17 protein-coding genes are annotated in these 16,407 nt (G+C 64.8%); 14 read left to right on the top strand and 3 right to left on the bottom strand.

Going from position 1 to position 16,407, the window contains the following annotated elements:
- Positions 1 to 249: 249 nt before the first annotated feature.
- On the top strand, positions 250 to 1,659 hold the full coding sequence (locus SBI20_RS05960) for an NAD(P)H-dependent flavin oxidoreductase (RefSeq protein ID WP_317974191.1): 1,410 nt from the start codon (positions 250 to 252) through the stop codon (positions 1,657 to 1,659).
- Between the two features lie 88 nt (positions 1,660 to 1,747).
- On the opposite strand, the gene SBI20_RS05955 is transcribed toward SBI20_RS05960, so the two are convergent.
- On the bottom strand, positions 1,748 to 3,124 hold the full coding sequence (locus tag SBI20_RS05955; protein ID WP_317974190.1) for an ammonium transporter: 1,377 nt from the start codon (positions 3,122 to 3,124) through the stop codon (positions 1,748 to 1,750).
- A 107-nt stretch (positions 3,125 to 3,231) separates the two neighbouring features.
- Complete coding sequence (locus SBI20_RS05950) at positions 3,232 to 4,260, bottom strand: 2-hydroxyacid dehydrogenase (protein ID WP_317974189.1); 1,029 nt, start codon at positions 4,258 to 4,260, stop codon at positions 3,232 to 3,234.
- Positions 4,261 to 4,427: 167 nt separating this feature from the next.
- Here SBI20_RS05950 and SBI20_RS05945 point away from each other — a divergent pair, with 167 nt between their 5' ends.
- Positions 4,428 to 4,943 (top strand): SH3 domain-containing protein, encoded by a 516-nt coding sequence (locus tag SBI20_RS05945; RefSeq protein WP_317974188.1) that lies wholly within the window; start codon positions 4,428 to 4,430, stop codon positions 4,941 to 4,943.
- Positions 4,944 to 5,025: 82 nt separating this feature from the next.
- Here the strand turns inward: SBI20_RS05945 and SBI20_RS05940 are convergent, their stop codons facing one another.
- The gene (locus tag SBI20_RS05940) at positions 5,026 to 6,222 is read right to left on the bottom strand and encodes an acetyl-CoA C-acyltransferase (protein WP_317974187.1); all 1,197 of its coding nucleotides are present in this window, start codon (positions 6,220 to 6,222) and stop codon (positions 5,026 to 5,028) included.
- A 280-nt stretch (positions 6,223 to 6,502) separates the two neighbouring features.
- On the opposite strand from SBI20_RS05940, the gene SBI20_RS05935 reads away from it, so the two are divergent.
- The 12 genes from SBI20_RS05935 (at position 6,503) to nuoI (ending at position 16,406) form a co-directional block, all read left to right on the top strand.
- On the top strand, positions 6,503 to 7,321 hold the full coding sequence (locus SBI20_RS05935) for a prepilin peptidase (RefSeq protein WP_317974186.1): 819 nt from the start codon (positions 6,503 to 6,505) through the stop codon (positions 7,319 to 7,321).
- Between the two features lie 264 nt (positions 7,322 to 7,585).
- Positions 7,586 to 7,960, top strand: coding sequence for an NADH-quinone oxidoreductase subunit A (gene ndhC / locus SBI20_RS05930; RefSeq protein WP_317974185.1), 375 nt, complete (start codon positions 7,586 to 7,588; stop codon positions 7,958 to 7,960).
- A complete protein-coding gene (locus SBI20_RS05925) occupies positions 7,957 to 8,514 on the top strand; it encodes a NuoB/complex I 20 kDa subunit family protein (protein WP_317974184.1) in 558 nt (185 codons plus the stop codon). Before ndhC ends, SBI20_RS05925 begins: the two co-directional genes overlap by 4 nt.
- A gap of 13 nt (positions 8,515 to 8,527) precedes the next feature.
- Complete coding sequence (locus SBI20_RS05920; protein ID WP_317974183.1) at positions 8,528 to 9,160, top strand: NADH-quinone oxidoreductase subunit C; 633 nt, start codon at positions 8,528 to 8,530, stop codon at positions 9,158 to 9,160.
- Complete coding sequence (locus SBI20_RS05915) at positions 9,157 to 10,368, top strand: NADH-quinone oxidoreductase subunit D (RefSeq protein WP_317974182.1); 1,212 nt, start codon at positions 9,157 to 9,159, stop codon at positions 10,366 to 10,368. The genes SBI20_RS05920 and SBI20_RS05915 overlap by 4 nt, the downstream gene beginning before the upstream one ends.
- Positions 10,365 to 10,574, top strand: coding sequence for a hypothetical protein (locus tag SBI20_RS05910; RefSeq protein ID WP_317974181.1), 210 nt, complete (start codon positions 10,365 to 10,367; stop codon positions 10,572 to 10,574). The genes SBI20_RS05915 and SBI20_RS05910 overlap by 4 nt, the downstream gene beginning before the upstream one ends.
- 1 nt (position 10,575) lies before the next feature.
- Positions 10,576 to 10,911: a nuclear transport factor 2 family protein gene (locus SBI20_RS05905; protein WP_317974180.1), complete on the top strand. Its 336-nt coding sequence runs from the start codon at positions 10,576 to 10,578 to the stop codon at positions 10,909 to 10,911.
- Positions 10,911 to 11,579, top strand: a complete 669-nt coding sequence (locus SBI20_RS05900; protein WP_317974179.1) for a complex I 24 kDa subunit family protein — start codon at positions 10,911 to 10,913, stop codon at positions 11,577 to 11,579. Before SBI20_RS05905 ends, SBI20_RS05900 begins: the two co-directional genes overlap by 1 nt.
- 3 nt (positions 11,580 to 11,582) lie before the next feature.
- Positions 11,583 to 12,875, top strand: a complete 1,293-nt coding sequence (gene nuoF, locus SBI20_RS05895; RefSeq protein ID WP_317974178.1) for an NADH-quinone oxidoreductase subunit NuoF — start codon at positions 11,583 to 11,585, stop codon at positions 12,873 to 12,875.
- Complete coding sequence (gene nuoG, locus SBI20_RS05890; protein WP_317974177.1) at positions 12,875 to 14,881, top strand: NADH-quinone oxidoreductase subunit NuoG; 2,007 nt, start codon at positions 12,875 to 12,877, stop codon at positions 14,879 to 14,881. The genes nuoF and nuoG overlap by 1 nt, the downstream gene beginning before the upstream one ends.
- Positions 14,878 to 15,924: an NADH-quinone oxidoreductase subunit NuoH gene (gene nuoH, locus SBI20_RS05885; protein ID WP_317974176.1), complete on the top strand. Its 1,047-nt coding sequence runs from the start codon at positions 14,878 to 14,880 to the stop codon at positions 15,922 to 15,924. The genes nuoG and nuoH overlap by 4 nt, the downstream gene beginning before the upstream one ends.
- Entirely contained in the window at positions 15,921 to 16,406 is a 486-nt protein-coding gene (nuoI, locus tag SBI20_RS05880) for an NADH-quinone oxidoreductase subunit NuoI (RefSeq protein WP_317974175.1), read from the top strand. The genes nuoH and nuoI overlap by 4 nt, the downstream gene beginning before the upstream one ends.
- Position 16,407 lies beyond the last annotated feature (1 nt).

The raw sequence follows: 16,407 nt of genomic DNA, 5'->3' as shown, positions 1-16,407 counted from the left end.
ACGGGTGTCGGATTGGGGAACGTTTTTCCCGATTCGGGAAACAGGACCCCTCTCGGGCGTTTTGAGACAGGGATCGGGCAAAAGCACGAGACCGGTCTTTCGCTTGCGACCGTTTGGCCGTAAGTCCATGCATTCGGGTTATCACGTCCGGCCGGAAGGCCAGGTCGCGGCGATCGCGGAGGGAACGATCCGCTCGCGGCCAGGTCCGGTCGGCAAAGGTCACGCGCTCATGCGCGTCGAAGGATTGTTATGTCTGCGTTCAAGGGGTTGAAGCCGATCCTCTATGGTGGCCGGGAAGTCTGGCCACTGGTGGAAGGTGGCAAGGGGGTATCTGCCACCAATCACATGAGTTCGGGCGCCTGGGCAGCGGCCGGAGGCATCGGGACAGTCAGTGCGGTCAATGCCGACAGCTACGACGCCGAAGGCAAGATCGTGCCGCAGGTCTATAATGCGCTCACCCGCCAGCAGCGCCACGATGAACTGATCCGCTATGCCATCGACGGCGCCGTCGAGCAGGTGCGCCGCGCCTATGACATGGCCAGCGGCAAGGGCGCGATCAACATCAACGTGCTGTGGGAAATGGGCGGCGCGCAGGCGGTGCTCGAAGGCGTGCTGGAAAAGACCCGTGGCCTCGTCAGCGGGGTCACCTGCGGGGCGGGCATGCCCTACAAGCTCTCGGAAATCGCTGCACGCTTCAACGTCAGCTACCTGCCGATCGTCTCTTCGGGCCGTGCGTTCCGCGCGCTGTGGAAGCGCGCCTATCACAAGGTCGCGCACCTGATGGCCGCCGTGGTCTACGAAGATCCGTGGCTGGCCGGTGGGCACAACGGCCTGTCGAATGCGGAAAATCCGCGCCAGCCCGAAGATCCCTATCCCCGCGTCAAGGCCCTGCGCGACACGATGCGCGCCGAAGGCGTGAGCGATGACGTGCCGATCGTGATGGCGGGCGGGGTGTGGTTCCTGCGCGAATGGAACGACTGGATCGACAACCCCGAACTGGGCGCGATCGCCTTCCAGTTCGGCACGCGTCCGCTGCTCACCGCCGAAAGCCCCATTCCGCAGGCGTGGAAAGACCATCTGCGCACGCTCGAACCGGGCGACGTGCTGCTCCACCGCTTCTCGCCGACGGGCTTCTATTCCTCGGCGGTGCGCAATCCGTTCCTGCGCGCGCTCGAAGCGCGTTCGGAGCGCCAGATTCCCTATTCGCGGGTCGAGGCGGGCGAACATACCGTCCAGCTCGATGTCGGGGTCAAGGGCAAGAACTTCTGGGTCACGCCGACCGATCTGGCCCATGCGCGCGAATGGTTCGGCGCGGGCTTTACCCAGGCCCTGCGCACGCCCGACGACACCGTCGTCTTCGTGACGCCTGCCGAGCGCGAGGAAATCCGCAAGGATCAGGCCGATTGCATGGGCTGCCTGTCGCACTGCGGGTTCTCGTCGTGGAAGGACCACGACGACTACACCACCGGGCGTCTGGCCGATCCGCGCAGCTTCTGCATCCAGAAGACCTTGCAGGACATCGCCCATGGTGGCGACATCAACCAGAACCTGATGTTTGCGGGCCACGCGGCCTATCGCTTCAAACAGGATCCGTTCTATTCCAACAACTTCACGCCCACTGTGAAGCAATTGGTCGATCGTATCCTGACCGGCGACTGAGCGCCCGCTGCATCGGCCTCCATGATACGAAAAACCCGAGGGAAACCTCGGGTTTTTTGTTTTTCAGCAATGAGTTCGGCGGGTTTTCTCAACCCGCTTTGAAGACGCTTTCGCCATGGCTGCCTTCGTCCAGCCCGGCCATCTCGGCCTCGCGCGTGACGCGCATGGGCAGGGCCATCGAAACCATCAACGCGGCAATCGCGGTGGCAATCGCACTCCACGCGGCCACGGCTCCGAGGGCGACGACTTGCCCGACCACCTGATGGGCCAGATCCATGCCCTGCGCATAGCCGGTGCCGCCCAGCCGGGGCGAGAGCGCCAGCGCGGCCAGAACGGTGCCCGCAGCCCCGGCAAGGCCGTGACGGGCAAAGACATCGAGGCTGTCGTCGATATGCAGGCTCTGGCGCACCACGGCAGCCCCGCCGCGCACCAGCGGCGCGGCGATCAGGCCCAGCAGGATTGCGCTGCCCACGCCGACATAGCCCGCGACCGGCGCGATCATGGCCAGCCCTGCCACGGCGCCCTGGGCAAAGCCCGTGGCGCTCGGCCGATGATGCCCGTTCAGCCGCTCCAGCAGCAGCCAGACGAGCGCCGCAGCAGCGGCGCAGATATGGGTGTTGATCAGCGCCATGGCCGCATCGTCGCCCGCCGAGAGCGCCGATCCGCCCGCAAGCGCCAGACTGCCCGCCCAGGCCAGCCCCGCGCCCGCAACGGTCAGCACGGGGCTGCCGGGGGCAGGTGAGGGCACGGGGGCGGCCCCCGTGGCGGCAAACCGCTCGCGCCGCCCCATCAGCAGCGCCACGACCAGCGCCGAGACCCCGGAGGTCACATGGACGACAAGGCCACCGGCATAGTCGACCGTGCCCAGCCGCGTGGCCAGCCAGCCGCCGCCCCAGACCCAGTGGGCCACCGGGGCATAGACGATCAGGCTCCACAGCCCGCAAAAGCCCACGACCCAGCCAAACCGCGCGCGTTCGACCCATGCGCCGACCATCAGCGCGGGCGGAAGCAGCGCAAAGACCATCTCGAACAGGGCATAGGCGCTCTCGGGAACGAGCGTGCCGTCACGTACATTGCCCAGATCGATCAGCATCCAGGCATTGCCGCTGCCCAGCCAGCCCGAGGTGACCGAGCCAAAGGCCAGTGTATAGCCGACCACGACCCACAGCAGCGACACGAGCGCCACCGCAGCCCCGGTCTGGGCGAAGACCGAAACCATGCTGGCCGCGCGCACGCGCCCGGCATGAAACAGCGCCAGCCCCGGCAGGACCAGCAGCAGGGCCAGCAGCGAGGCGGCCAGCATCCATGCGGTATCGCCACTGTCGGCTGCATCGGCGAGCGCATCTTGCGCGCTCTGGGCCTGGGCCAGCGTGGGTATCAGCGCGGGAATGGCCAGCGCGCCAAGCGCCAGCAGGCGGCGCAAACGGGCCAATGAAGGGGGCATCGGGCTGGAATCGATCATCATGGCACCCCTAGCGCCCAGACTTTGACAAATTCGAAATGCCAGAATGAATTGGGGAGGATCCGTCTGGCGCTGCCCGGCGTGGACTGGTTTTCCGTATCGGGCAGCGATCAGGCCCAGCCTTCGATCACCTGATCGGGCGGGCGGTGGCCGTCGGCCCAGAAGCGGATATTGGCGATCACCTTGTCGCCCGAGGCCAGCCGTCCCTCGAATGTGGCGCTGCCCATGTGGGGCAGCAGGACGACATTGGGCAGGCGCTTGAGGCGCGGATCGGCTTCGGGTTCATGGGCGAAGACATCGAGCCCCGCCCCGCCGATGGCGCCGGCCTCCAGCGCGGCGATCAGCGCCGATTCCTCGATCAGTTCGCCGCGCGAGGTGTTCACGACATAGGCTTCGCGCTTCATCATCGCGATGCGCCGGGCGTCGATCAGGTGATGCGTCCCGGCATTGAGCGGACAGTGCAGGGAGAGAATGTCGGCCTCTTGCACGAGGCGGTCGAGGTCGGGCTCGTAGCGCACGCCCAGATGGTCTTCGAGCGCCTGGGGCAGGCGATGGCGGTTGTGATAGACGACCGCGAGGCCGAAAGCGCGCGCGCGCAGCGCCACGGCCTGGCCGATTCGGCCCATGCCCACGATGCCCAGAACCTTGCCCGCGATGCGGTGGCCGAGCAGCGTGGACGGCGACCATCCATCCCACGTCCCCTCGCGGATCTCGCGCTCGCCATCGGTCAGGCGGCGCGGGACCGAGATAATCAGGGCCATCGTCATGTCGGCGGTGTCTTCGGTGAAGACGCCCGGCGTGTTGGTGACGATGATCTTGCGCGCGCGCGCGGCGGCCAGATCGATATGCTCGATCCCCGCGCCGAAATTGGCGATCAGGCCCAGATTGGGGCCAGCCTTGGCGATCACGTCGGCGTCGATCCGGTCGGTGACCGTGGGGACAAGGACATGGGCTTCACGCACGGCCTCGATCAGGGCGTCGTGCGACATCGGGCGATCCTCGGCATTGAGGGTCACCTCGAACAACTCGGCCATCCGGCGCTGTGTTTCGGGCAAAAGGCGACGCGTGACGACCACGCGCGGTTTGCCGTCTACGCGGCGGGCGAGGCGCAAGTCTTGCGGGCGAGCGTGCTGTGGCATCCTTGCACCAGCTATGCCGATGGCCATGGGGGCGGTCAAGCCGGACAAAGGGCCATCATAGCTGTTGATCGCGCCTCGCAGCGGGGCACAGGCGGTTGCCCTCGTCCCGCAATGCTGTATCGCAAGTTGGCTCGCGCCTCATCGCGGCGCGGTGGAGACAGTGACCCGTGCCGAATTTGCGTTCCTCGTTCCGCCTTGCCCCGTTCCGCCTTGCGCTTGCCCTGGCTGTCTGCGCCGGGGGTTCGGGCCTCGCCATCCAGCCTGCCCGGCTGCATGCCGCAGAGGATGGCGCCGCGCCCTACTGGGCCTCGCTGGCCAAGGACCAGACCAACATGCGCGTGGGGCCGGGCCGCGAATACCGGATCAACTGGACCTATGTGCGCAAGGGGCTGCCGGTGAAGGTTTTGCGCGTGATGGGGGGCTGGCGTCTTGTCGAAGACCCGGCCGGGGCTCGCGGATGGATGCTGGCCCAGTTCCTCAGCCGCGCGCGCAGCGGGCTGGTCAAGGGCGAGGTGGCCCCGATGCGGGCGAACCGCGACGGCAGTGGCCCCGTGCTCTGGCGGGTGGCGCCCGGCGTGCAGGGGGTTCTGGGCGATTGCCGCGATGGCTGGTGCGCGTTCGATGTGACCGGGCGCAAGGGCTTCGTCGCGCAGGACGCGATCTGGGGCGCGGGAACGCCCTGAGCGCGGCGCATTGCCGGACAAGAAAAAGGGCGCCATCCCATGAGGATGGCGCCCTTTTCTGTCAGGTGTTGCGAGAAGCTGATCAGGCCAGTTCGATCGCCAGCGCGGTGGCTTCGCCGCCGCCGATGCACAGGCTGGCCACGCCCTTGGTCTTGCCATGGCGCTTGAGCGCGCCGATCAGCGTGGTGATGATGCGCGCGCCCGAAGCGCCGATCGGGTGGCCGAGCGCGGTGGCGCCGCCATGGACGTTCACCTTGTCATGCGGGATGCCCAGATCGTGCATCGCGAACATGGCGACACAGGCAAAGGCCTCGTTCACCTCGAACAGGTCGACGTCGTCGATGGTCCAGCCCGCCTTGTTCAGCACCTTCTGGATCGCGCCGACCGGAGCGGTGGTGAAATCCTTGGGTTCGTGGGCATGGGCGGCCAGCGCGACGACCTTGGCCACCGGGGTCAGGCCCTTGGCGTCGGCCACGCTCTGGCGGGTAAGCACGAGGGCGGCTGCGCCGTCCGAGATCGACGAGGACGTTGCCGCCGTGATCGTGCCATCCTTGGCGAAGGCGGGCTTGAGCGCGGGGATCTTGTCGGGGCGGCCCTTGCCGGGGGCTTCGTCGGTGTCGACGGTCACTTCGCCGGCGCGCGTCTTGATCGTGACGGGCGCGATTTCACCGACAAAGGCGCCTTCGGTGACGGCGGCCTTGGCACGGCGCAGCGACTCGATGGCGTAGTCGTCCTGGCCTTCGCGGGTCAGTTGATAGGCATCGGCGGTTTCCTGGGCGAACGTGCCCATCGCGCGGCCAGCCTCGTAGGCGTCTTCGAGGCCGTCGAGGAACATGTGATCATAGGCCGTGTCGTGGCCGATGCGGGCGCCCGAGCGATGCTTCTTGAGAAGGTAGGGCGCGTTGGTCATCGATTCCATGCCACCGGCGATGGCAAGGTCGATGCTGCCAGCCGCCAGCGCCTCGGAAGCCATGATCACCGTCTGCATGCCCGAGCCGCAGACCTTGTTGACGGTCGTCGCCTCGACCGACTTGGGCAGGCCGGCCTTGATCGCTGCCTGGCGTGCGGGCGCCTGGCCGAGCCCTGCGGGCAGCACGCAGCCCATGTAGATGCGCTCGACTTGCGCGCCATCGACGCCCGCGCGCTCCACGGCGGCCTTGACCGCAGTGGCGCCCAGTTCGGTGGCGGTCACGTCGGCCAGAGCGCCTTGCATGCTGCCCATGGGGGTACGGGCATAGCTCAGGATCACGATGGGGTCTGCGATGGAAAACTGCGCCATATGTATCAGGTCCTTCCAGTGCCGGAGTTTCGCCGCGGGGGGCGGACGAAATGGTAGCTTGTGTTTGTTGCGCCCGATGTAAGCTCAGAGCGGGACGAATGCAATTCGGCATCAGGTCGTAGGGTGCACCGGATGCGACCGGACCGCGAGAAAATTTTTGAACGAAATCATCGTTCCGAAACATCGGGCATCGTTTTGTAATGTCGTTTCGGGGGCGCTTCGGGGGGAAGGCCGGGGCGAAAGGGGGGGCGGTTTGGGAGAGGAATGGGGTTGGCTTTCCGTGACAATCTGCTCCGTTCTGGGGGCAATTGTCGGCTCGTTCATCGGCACGCTCGTCCAGCGCCTGCCACAGGGGCGTGACATCGTGCGTGCGCCTTCGGCCTGCGACCATTGCGGGCGTCGTCTCCATGGGCTGGAACTGGTCCCGGTTCTGGCCTGGCTCGCCTTGCGAGGGCGTTGCCGGACATGCGGGGGCGCTCTCGACCGCTGGCAGCTTGTATCGGAAATCGTTGGGGCAGGGGTCGGGGCGGGAGCGGCCCTGATGCCATTGCCGGAGCGGCTTCCGGCAATGGCGCTGGGGTGGCAGTTGCTGGCGCTCGGGCTGCTCGATGCGCGCTGTTTCTGGTTGCCGCGCGGGCTCACGCTGGCTTTGGGGGCGAGCGGGCTGGCCTTGTCGGCGTGGTTCGAATTCGGGCCAAAATCCGGTCTGGCATCCGGTTTTGCATCGGGCTTCGCATTCGGTTCGCGCGGCGAGTCTCTTTTGACCGGATCGGTTTTTGCCGGATCGGCCCTTGGATGCGTTGCGGGCTATGCCTTGCTGGCCGTTCCGGCGTGGGCCTATCAAAAATGCCGCGGGCGCGAAGGGTTGGGGGGCGGTGATCCGTTTCTGCTCGGGGCGATCGGGGCCTGGGCGGGAGTCGCCGGCGTGGTCGTGATCATGCTCGCCGCGAGCCTTCTGGGGCTGCTTCTTGCTATCATTTGGGCCCTTTCGGGGCGCCGGGTCGAGGCATCAACAATTTTACCGCTAGGGTCTTTGATGGCCGTGGCGGCCTGGCCGACCTGCCTTGGCCTGGCCATGCTGCAACTGCGAGCATGGTGAATCGGTTAAATCCAGACAAATCAATGCGACGCATGGTGGAGTCGTTGTTTGCCATCGTGGGACCGGTCGTTGTGCGGTGCAAAATAAACCGATTGTAATCGGCTCTGCAAACCGGGCTGCACGATTTTGCCAGCGTCGGTATTGTCACGGTCTGGCTGAAAAATGGAGCGGTCAAGCCCTTTTATTGCACCGCATCCCACTTGCGCATGGGGCATGGGGGGACTAGTGCCCCGTCCCAAGTGCAAAAAAAAGCGAGTCAGCCCCTTGGTCGAACTCATCCAATATCTGCCGATCCTGATCTTCCTCGGGATTGCCCTCGCACTTTCGACGGCCTTCGTCTTCCTGCCCATCGGTGCTGCCCGCCTGACGGGCACTTACAAGCCCTATGCTGACAAACTGGCCGAGTATGAGTGCGGTTTCCCCGCGTTTGAAGATCCGCGCAGTCAGTTCGACGTGCGGTTCTATCTCGTCGCGATCCTGTTCATCATCTTCGACCTGGAAGCAGCGTTCCTGTTTCCCTGGGCGGTGAGCCTCAAGCAGACCGGTTGGGCCGGCTGGACGACCATGATGGTCTTCCTGGCTGAACTGGTTCTTGGCTTCATCTATGCCTGGAAGAAGGGCGCTCTGGATTGGGAATGAGCACCATGGCTACCTCACCTGTTCTGCCGCCCGCAGCCAGCTCGCCCCTCGTGGCGCCTGACCAGGGCTTTTTCGACAGCCTCAACGCCGAAGTCTCGGACAAGGGCTTTCTCGTCACTTCCACCGAGGAACTGTTCCAGTGGGCCCGTACCGGCTCGCTGTGGTGGATGACCTTCGGTCTGGCGTGCTGCGCGGTGGAGATGATCCACGTGAACATGCCGCGCTACGACATGGAGCGCTTCGGTGTCGCGCCGCGCGCCTCGCCGCGCCAGTCGGACGTGATGATCGTGGCCGGCACGCTGTGCAACAAGATGGCCCCGGCGCTGCGCAAGGTCTACGACCAGATGTCGGACCCCAAGTACGTCATCTCGATGGGCTCGTGCGCCAATGGCGGCGGGTACTATCACTACAGCTATTCGGTGGTGCGCGGTTGCGACCGTATCGTGCCGGTGGACATCTACGTTCCCGGCTGCCCGCCGACCGCCGAGGCACTGCTCTATGGCGTGATGCAGTTGCAGCGGAAGATCCGCCGCGTCGGCACGCTCGAGCGTTAAGGGGGTAGGGCACATGGCAGTTCTGCATTCCGCACCGCGCTATGCCCCCTTCGACGGGGTCAAGGATGCGCTGGTCGCCGCTCTGGGCGATCTGGTCATCGAGGCGACCGAGCAGCACGGCGAGATCGTCCTGCTGGTCGTGCGCGACCGGGTCGAGGACGCGCTGCGCAAGCTGCGCGACGAGCATGAATACCAGCAGTTGATGGAAATCGCCGGGGCCGACTATCCCCAGCGCCTCGACCGCTTCGAGGTGGTCTATTGCCTCCTCTCGCTCACGAAGAACCATCGCCTGATCGTCAAGGTCCGCACCGACGAGACGACCCCGGTTCCCACCGCCACGACGCTGTGGCCGGTTGCCGGGTGGCTCGAACGTGAAGTCTACGACATGTACGGCGTCCTCTTCGAAGGCAACACCGACCTGCGTCGCATCCTGACCGACTATGGTTTCCAGGGCCATCCTTTCCGCAAGGATTTCCCGCTGACCGGCTATGTCGAGCTGCGCTACTCGCAGGAAGACCAGCGCGTGGTCTACGAACCCGTGCGTCTGCCCCAGGATTTGCGCCAGTTCGATTTCATGAGCCCGTGGGAAGGCGCCGATTACGTGCTCCCCGGCGATGAAAAGGCCGCAGAAGGAGGCGCGAAGTGAGCCTGTCGCTCGAACAGTCGCCCACCACCGGCGATGAAGTCATCACCAACTACACGATCAACTTCGGTCCGCAGCACCCGGCAGCGCACGGCGTGCTGCGCATGGTCATGGAGCTCGACGGGGAAATCATCGAGCGTATCGATCCCCATGTCGGCCTGCTCCACCGCGGCACCGAAAAGCTGATCGAGCACAAGACCTATCTTCAGGCGCTGCCCTATTTCGACCGCCTGGACTATTGCTCGCCGCTGGGCATGGAGCACTCCTACGTGCTCGCGGTCGAAAAGCTGCTCAATGTCGAGGTGCCGCTGCGCGCCCAGTACCTGCGCGTGCTGTTCGCCGAGCTGACCCGCATCTGCAACCACATGCTCAACATCGGTTCTCACGTCATGGACGTGGGCGCGATGACCCCGAACCTGTGGCTGTTCGAAATCCGCGAGGACTGCCTCACCTTCTTCGAGCGCGCTTCGGGCGCCCGCATGCACTCGGCCTGGTTCCGTCCCGGCGGCGTGCATCAGGACGTGCCGCTCAAGCTACTGACCGACATCGGCGACTGGCTCGACACGCGCCTGCCGCAGCTGTTCGAGGACGCGATGAGCCTCGTTGTCGACAACCGCATCTTCAAGCAGCGCAATGTCGACATCGCGCTGGTCAGCAAGGAAGACGCGGTGGCCTGGGGCTTCTCGGGTCCGATGATCCGCGGCTCGGGCATCCCGTGGGATCTGCGCAAGGCGCAGCCCTACGATGTCTATGACCGCATGGAATTCGACATTCCGGTGGGCACGCGCGGCGACTGCTACGACCGCATGATGGTCCGCGTCGAGGAAGTGCGCCAGTCGGCCCGGATCATGAAGCAGTGCCTCGCGCAGATGCCCGAAGGCCCGATCATGACCGCCGATCGCAAGGTCGGCCCGCCCAAGCGCGGCGAGATGAAGAGCTCGATGGAAAGCCTGATCCATCACTTCAAGCTCTACACCGAAGGGTTCCACGTTCCCGCCGGCGAAGTCTATGTCGCCACCGAGAGCCCGAAGGGCGAATTCGGCGTCTATCTGGTCTCGGATGGCTCCAACAAGCCTTACCGCTGCAAGATCCGCCCGACCGCCTTCTCGCACCTCCAGGCCATGGACTTCATGTCCCGCGGCCACATGCTGCCCGACGCGACTGCCATTCTGGGCGCGATCGACGTGGTGTTCGGGGAGTGCGACCGGTGAAGGGGGCCCAGATCGAACAGGTTTCGATCCTCGCCTGCGTCACCGGCCTCGCGCTCTGCGCAGCTTGGTTCGCGTGCCTGGCATTGACCGGTCATGCGCCGGAAAGCCTGGCTATGTTGATCAGCGCGGTCGGCGGCTTCGAACTCTATCATTTCGGTCAGGGCCTGTGGACGGCTCTGGCCCGTCGTCGTGCAGGAGGGCGCTGAGATGGCTGCTCTGACCCCAATCGCTCAGGCCATGATCGCGGCCTACAATGCCCAGGATGCCGACACTTACGTCAGCCACATGACCGACGATGCCTGTGAAGCGGGCTATCGCGGCGCGGTTGTGCGCGAAGGCAAGGAAGGCACCCGCGAGGGCCTCAAGAAGATGTTTGTCGAGTTTCCCGAGAACCGCGCGGAAGTGATCGGTTCCAACGAACTTGGCAACTATGTCGTGTTTCACGAGCGCGTCTGGCGCTCTGCCGCTGCCGAGCCGTTCGACGTCATTGCCGTCTACAGCTTCGAAGGCGACAAGTGCGCGCGCGTGGAGTTCATTCGCTAATGGCCGACCGTCACCCCGAACCCGATAGCCCCGAACTGCGTGCGCGCTGGGGCGCTTTCGCCTGGACCGAGGCCAATGCGGCCAAGGCCCGCGAGATCATCGCGCGCTACCCTGCCGGACGCCAGCGTTCGGCGGTCATGCCGCTGCTCGATCTGGCCCAGCGCCAGGTTGGTGCTGAAGAGAACACGCAAGGCTGGCTGCCGCTGCCGGTGATGGAATACGTCGCCGCCCAGCTCGACATGCCGATCATCCGCGTGCTCGAAGTGGCCACCTTCTACACGATGTACAACATCGCGCCGGTCGGTCGTTTCCACGTGCAGGTCTGCGGCACCACGCCGTGCATGCTGCGCGGCTCCGACGACATTCTTGCCGCCTGCAAGAAGAAGGGCATGAAGAAGGGCCACACCACTGCGGACGGCCTCTTCACGCTGACCGAAGTGGAATGCATGGGCAATTGCTCGTCGGCGCCGATGGTGCAGATCAACGACGACAACTACGAAGACCTCACCGCCGAGCGCGTCGAATTCATCCTCGACGAACTCGCCGCCGGTCGCCAGCCCAAGGCTGGTACCCAGGAACCGGGCCGCCACACGGTCGAGCCGGTCGGTGGTGCCACCTCGCTCACCGCGATGGTTACCGAAAACCACGATTACCGAGGGGAGTGGTAAGCCATGGCCCTGGCCGACAAGGATCGCATCTTTACCAACCTCTACGGCTTCCAGCCGTGGAACCTGTCCGCCGCGCGCATGCGGGGCGACTGGGACAACACCAAGGACCTGATCGCCCGCGGACGCGACGCGATCATCCAGGAAATGAAGGACTCCGGGCTTCGCGGCCGTGGCGGTGCGGGCTTCCCCACCGGCATGAAGTGGTCGTTCATGCCCAAGGAATCCAAGGACGGTCGTCCCAGCTTCCTGGTCATCAACGCCGACGAATCCGAACCGGGTTCGTGCAAGGACCGCGAGATCATCCGCCACGATCCGCACAAGCTGATCGAAGGCGCGCTGGTCGCCGGTTTCGCGATGGGCGCCCGCGCGGCCTATATCTACATTCGCGGTGAATATATCCGCGAAGCAGAAACGCTGTTCGCCGCCGTTGCCGAAGCCTACGACGCGGGTCTGCTGGGCAAGAACGCGGCTGGCTCGGGCTACGATTTCGACGTCTTCGTCCATCGCGGCGCGGGCGCCTACATCTGCGGTGAAGAAACCGCGATGATCGAATCGATCGAAGGCAAGAAGGGCCAGCCCCGCCTCAAGCCGCCGTTCCCGGCTGGCGCAGGTCTCTATGGCTGCCCGACGACCGTCAACAACGTCGAATCGATTGCGGTGGCCCCCACGATCCTGCGCCGTGGCGCCTCGTGGTTCGCCAGCTTTGGCCGCGAGAACAACCGCGGCACCAAGCTCTTCCAGATCAGCGGGCATGTCGACAAGCCCTGCGTGGTCGAGGAAGAGATGTCGATCCCGTTCCGCGAGCTGATCGAACGCCACTGCGGTGGCATTCGTGGTGGCTGGGACAACCTGCTCGCGGTCATTCCGGGCGGGTCGTCGGTGCCGCTGGTGCCCGCCGAACAGATCATGGACGCCCCGATGGACTTCGACGGGCTGCGTGCACTGGGCTCGGGCCTGGGCACGGCGGCGGTGATCGTCATGGACAAGTCCACCGACATCGTGCGCGCCATCAGCCGTCTTTCGTACTTCTACAAGCACGAGAGCTGCGGCCAGTGCACGCCCTGCCGCGAAGGCACCGGCTGGATGTGGCGCGTCATGGAACGCCTGCGCACCGGCGATGCCGAAGTTGAAGAGATCGACATGCTCTTCAACGTGACCAAGCAGGTCGAAGGCCACACCATCTGCGCTCTGGGTGACGCGGCCGCCTGGCCGATCCAGGGCCTGATCCGCCACTTCCGCCCCGAAATCGAACGTCGCATCGCTTCGCGCGCCGACGTTCGGGAGGCTGCCGAATAATGCCCAAGGTCAAAGTCGACGGCGTTGAACTCGAAGTCCCGGCAGGCGCCACCGTCCTGCAGGCCTGCGAGCTAGCCGGCAAGGAAATCCCCCGTTTCTGCTATCACGAGCGACTGAGCATCGCCGGCAACTGCCGCATGTGCCTCGTCGAAGTGAAGCCCGGACCGCCCAAGCCCCAGGCTTCGTGCGCGCTTCCGGCCTCCGAAGGCCAGGAAATCCGCACCGACAGCGAAATGGTCAAGAAGGCGCGGGAAGGGGTGATGGAGTTTCTCCTCATCAACCACCCGCTCGACTGCCCGATCTGCGATCAGGGCGGCGAATGCGATCTTCAGGACCAGTCGGTGGCCTATGGCCGCGGCGGCTCGCGCTATCACGAGCACAAGCGCGCGGTGACTGAAAAGTACATGGGCCCGCTCATCAAGACCACGATGACGCGCTGCATCCACTGCACCCGTTGCGTGCGCTTCTCGGAAGAGATCGCGGGCGTCGACGAAATCGGCGCGCTCTATCGCGGCGAGACGATGCAGATCAGCACGTACCTCGAAAAGGCCGCCCGCCACGAGCTTTCGGCCAATGTGATCGACCTCTGCCCGGTCGGCGCGCTGACGAGCAAGCCCTATGCCTTCGAAGCCCGTCCGTGGGAGCTCAAGAAGACGCTCTCGATCGACGTGTCGGACGCGCTGGGCTCGAACATCCGCCTCGACAGCCGCGGTCGCGAGGTTCTGCGCATCCTGCCGCGCATGAACGACGATGTGAACGAGGAATGGCTGTCGGACCGTGCCCGCTTCATGGTCGATGGCCTGACCCGCCGCCGCCTCGACAAGCCCTGGCTGCGTCGTGACGGCAAGCTGGTCGCGGCGAGCTGGGCCGAGGCCCTTGCCGCTGTCGGTTCGATCAATCCGGGCGCTTCGGTGGCCGTGGTCGCGGGCGATCTCGTCGATTGCGAAACGATGTTCGCGGCCAAGGCTCTGGCCGGCGCACTCGGCTCGACCCTGCTCGAAGGTCGCCAGACCGGCATGGCCTATGCCACGTCGAACCTCGCTGCCGTCGCATTCAACTCGACGCTGGCCGGGATCGAGAACGCTGACGCGATCCTGATCGTGGGCAGCCAGATCCGCGACGAAGCCCCGCTCCTCAACGTTCGCCTGCGCAAGGCGGCCAAGCGTGGGGCCAAGGTCTTCATCATCGGTCCGGCCTGGGAAACGACGTTCCCCGCCACGTTCATCGGTGAAGACGCCGAAACGCTGTTCAACCTGCCTGCCGATCTCGTCGATGCCTTCGGCGCGGCGGCGAAGCCCGCCATCATCATCGGTGGCGCAGGTCTGGCCAAGGGCGCGCTCGAAGCGGGCCTCGGCTTTGCCGAACGCTTCAACCTCGTGCGCGAGGGCTGGAACGGCTTCAACGTCGTCCACATGGCCGCTTCGCGCATGGGCGGGCTCATGCTCGGCTATGCCCAGCCCGGCGGTCTTGCCGATCTGGTTGCGGCCAAGCCCAAGATGGTGATCTCGCTCGGCGCAGACGAAGTCGACTGGACCAAGTTTGCCGGCAGCATGATCGTTCATATCGGCCATCACGGTGACAAGGCGGCCCATGCTGCCGACGTGATCCTTCCCGCCGCTGCTTTCAGCGAAAAGGATGGCACTTACGTCAACACCGAAGGTCGCGTGCAGTTTGCCGAAAAGGCCGTCTTTGCTCCGGGCGAAGCCCGCGAGGACTGGACGATCCTGCGCGCGCTGGCCGATGCCCTGGGCGTTCGCGTCGGCTTTGACGACTTCGACGGGCTGCGCGCGGCGATGATCGCGCAAGTGCCGGCGCTCGGTGTCGAAGGTCTGGCCGATTATGGCGCGCTGCCCGCAGCGCCCGCCACGGCCGATTGCCGCGGCACCATCGCCTATCCGATTGCGGACCGTTACCTGACCAACGCCATCGGCCGGGCCAGCCCGACCCTGCAGCGCTGTTCGGCCGAGCTGGTCCACGGTGAACTTCACGCGGAGGCCGCGGAATGACTGCGTTCTTTCAGGGTCTCGGGCTGCCTTTCGGGGTGGCCTGGACCGTCTCGACGATCTGCGGAATCCTGCTGATCGCGCTGCCGGTGATGATTTCGGTGGCGATGGTGATCTACGTCGACCGCAAGGTCTGGGCCTCGATGGCCCTGCGCCGTGGTCCCAACGTCGTGGGCCCGTTCGGCCTGCTTCAGTCGTTTGCCGACGGCCTCAAGGTCTTCCTTCAGGAAACCATCATTCCGACGGCTGCGAACAAGGGCCTGTTCCTGATCGCGCCGATCATCACCTTTACCGTCGCGCTGATGGCCTGGGCGGTGATCCCGTTCAACTCGGGTGCGATCCTGGCCAACATCAACGTCGGCCTCCTCTATATCCTCGCGATTTCCTCGCTGGGCATCTACGGCATCGTGATCGCGGGCTGGTCTTCGAACTCGAAGTACCCGTTCTTCTCGGCGATGCGCGCCTCGGCGCAGATGATCAGCTATGAAGTCTCGATCGGCTTCATTCTGGTCTGCGTGGTGCTCTGGGCGAATTCGTTCAACCTCAACACCATCGTCCAGACCCAGAAGGGCTTCGGTCTCGGTTTCATCAACGGTTTCTGGTGCAGCCCGCTGCTGTTCCCGATCTGGGTGATGTTCCTGATTTCGAGCATGGCCGAAACCCAGCGCGCGCCCTTCGACCTTACCGAAGCGGAAAGCGAACTCGTTGCCGGTTACCAGACGGAATATTCGTCGATGGCCTTCGCCCTGTTCTGGCTGGGTGAATATGGCAACGTGCTCCTGATGTGCGCGCTCAACGCCACGCTGTTCTGGGGCGGTTATCTGCCGCCGTTCGAACTGGCTGTTCTCTACCTGATCCCTGGTTGGATCTGGCTGATCCTCAAGATCGCCTTTGGCTTCTTTGTCTTCAGCTGGGTCAAGGCAACGGTTCCCCGTTACCGCTATGACCAGCTGATGCGCCTGGGCTGGAAGGTTTTCCTGCCTGTCTCGCTGCTGTTCGTGTTCCTCGTCAGCGGCTACCTCATGGCTACCGGACACTTCGCATGACTGTCGGACAGCTCGTCAAGAGCTTTACCCTCTGGGAGTTCGTCAAAGCGCACTGGCTGACCCTGAAGTACTTCTTCAGGCCCAAGGCGACCGTGAACTACCCGTTCGAGAAGAACCCGATCTCGCCGCGCTTCCGTGGTGAACACGCCCTGCGCCGTTATCCCAACGGCGAGGAACGCTGCATCGCGTGCAAGTTGTGCGAAGCGGTCTGTCCGGCGCAGGCGATCACCATCGAAGCCCAGCCGCGTGAGGACGGTTCGCGCCGTACCACGCGCTACGACATCGACATGACCAAGTGCATCTTCTGCGGCTTTTGCCAGGAAGCCTGCCCGGTCGATGCCATCGTTGAAGGGCCCAACTTCGAATATGCGACCGAAACGCACGAAGAACTGCTCTACGACAAGGCCAAGCTTCTGGCGAACGGCGACAAGTGGGAGCGTGCAATTGCCGCTAACCTTGAAGCCGATGCACCGTACCGGTAAG

The sequence above is a fragment of the Novosphingobium sp. IK01 genome (genome assembly GCF_033242265.1).
GTDB lineage: Bacteria > Pseudomonadota > Alphaproteobacteria > Sphingomonadales > Sphingomonadaceae > Novosphingobium > Novosphingobium pituita.
This window is presented reverse-complemented; position numbering and strand designations above follow the sequence as displayed.

What these genes read in the sequence shown, in the direction of transcription:
- SBI20_RS05920 (WP_317974183.1), top strand. Translation starts at nt 8,528, where the DNA reads ATGGCAGTTCTGCATTCCGCACCGCGCTATGCCCCCTTCGACGGGGTC.
- nuoH (WP_317974176.1), top strand. Translation starts at nt 14,878, where the DNA reads ATGACTGCGTTCTTTCAGGGTCTCGGGCTGCCTTTCGGGGTGGCCTGG.
- SBI20_RS05940 (WP_317974187.1), bottom strand. Translation starts at nt 6,222, where the DNA reads ATGGCGCAGTTTTCCATCGCAGACCCCATCGTGATCCTGAGCTATGCC.
- SBI20_RS05925 (WP_317974184.1), top strand. Translation starts at nt 7,957, where the DNA reads ATGAGCACCATGGCTACCTCACCTGTTCTGCCGCCCGCAGCCAGCTCG.
- SBI20_RS05900 (WP_317974179.1), top strand. Translation starts at nt 10,911, where the DNA reads ATGGCCGACCGTCACCCCGAACCCGATAGCCCCGAACTGCGTGCGCGC.
- nuoI (WP_317974175.1), top strand. Translation starts at nt 15,921, where the DNA reads ATGACTGTCGGACAGCTCGTCAAGAGCTTTACCCTCTGGGAGTTCGTC.
- SBI20_RS05905 (WP_317974180.1), top strand. Translation starts at nt 10,576, where the DNA reads ATGGCTGCTCTGACCCCAATCGCTCAGGCCATGATCGCGGCCTACAAT.
- SBI20_RS05955 (WP_317974190.1), bottom strand. Translation starts at nt 3,124, where the DNA reads ATGATGATCGATTCCAGCCCGATGCCCCCTTCATTGGCCCGTTTGCGC.
- SBI20_RS05960 (WP_317974191.1), top strand. Translation starts at nt 250, where the DNA reads ATGTCTGCGTTCAAGGGGTTGAAGCCGATCCTCTATGGTGGCCGGGAA.
- nuoG (WP_317974177.1), top strand. Translation starts at nt 12,875, where the DNA reads ATGCCCAAGGTCAAAGTCGACGGCGTTGAACTCGAAGTCCCGGCAGGC.
- SBI20_RS05950 (WP_317974189.1), bottom strand. Translation starts at nt 4,260, where the DNA reads ATGCCACAGCACGCTCGCCCGCAAGACTTGCGCCTCGCCCGCCGCGTA.
- nuoF (WP_317974178.1), top strand. Translation starts at nt 11,583, where the DNA reads ATGGCCCTGGCCGACAAGGATCGCATCTTTACCAACCTCTACGGCTTC.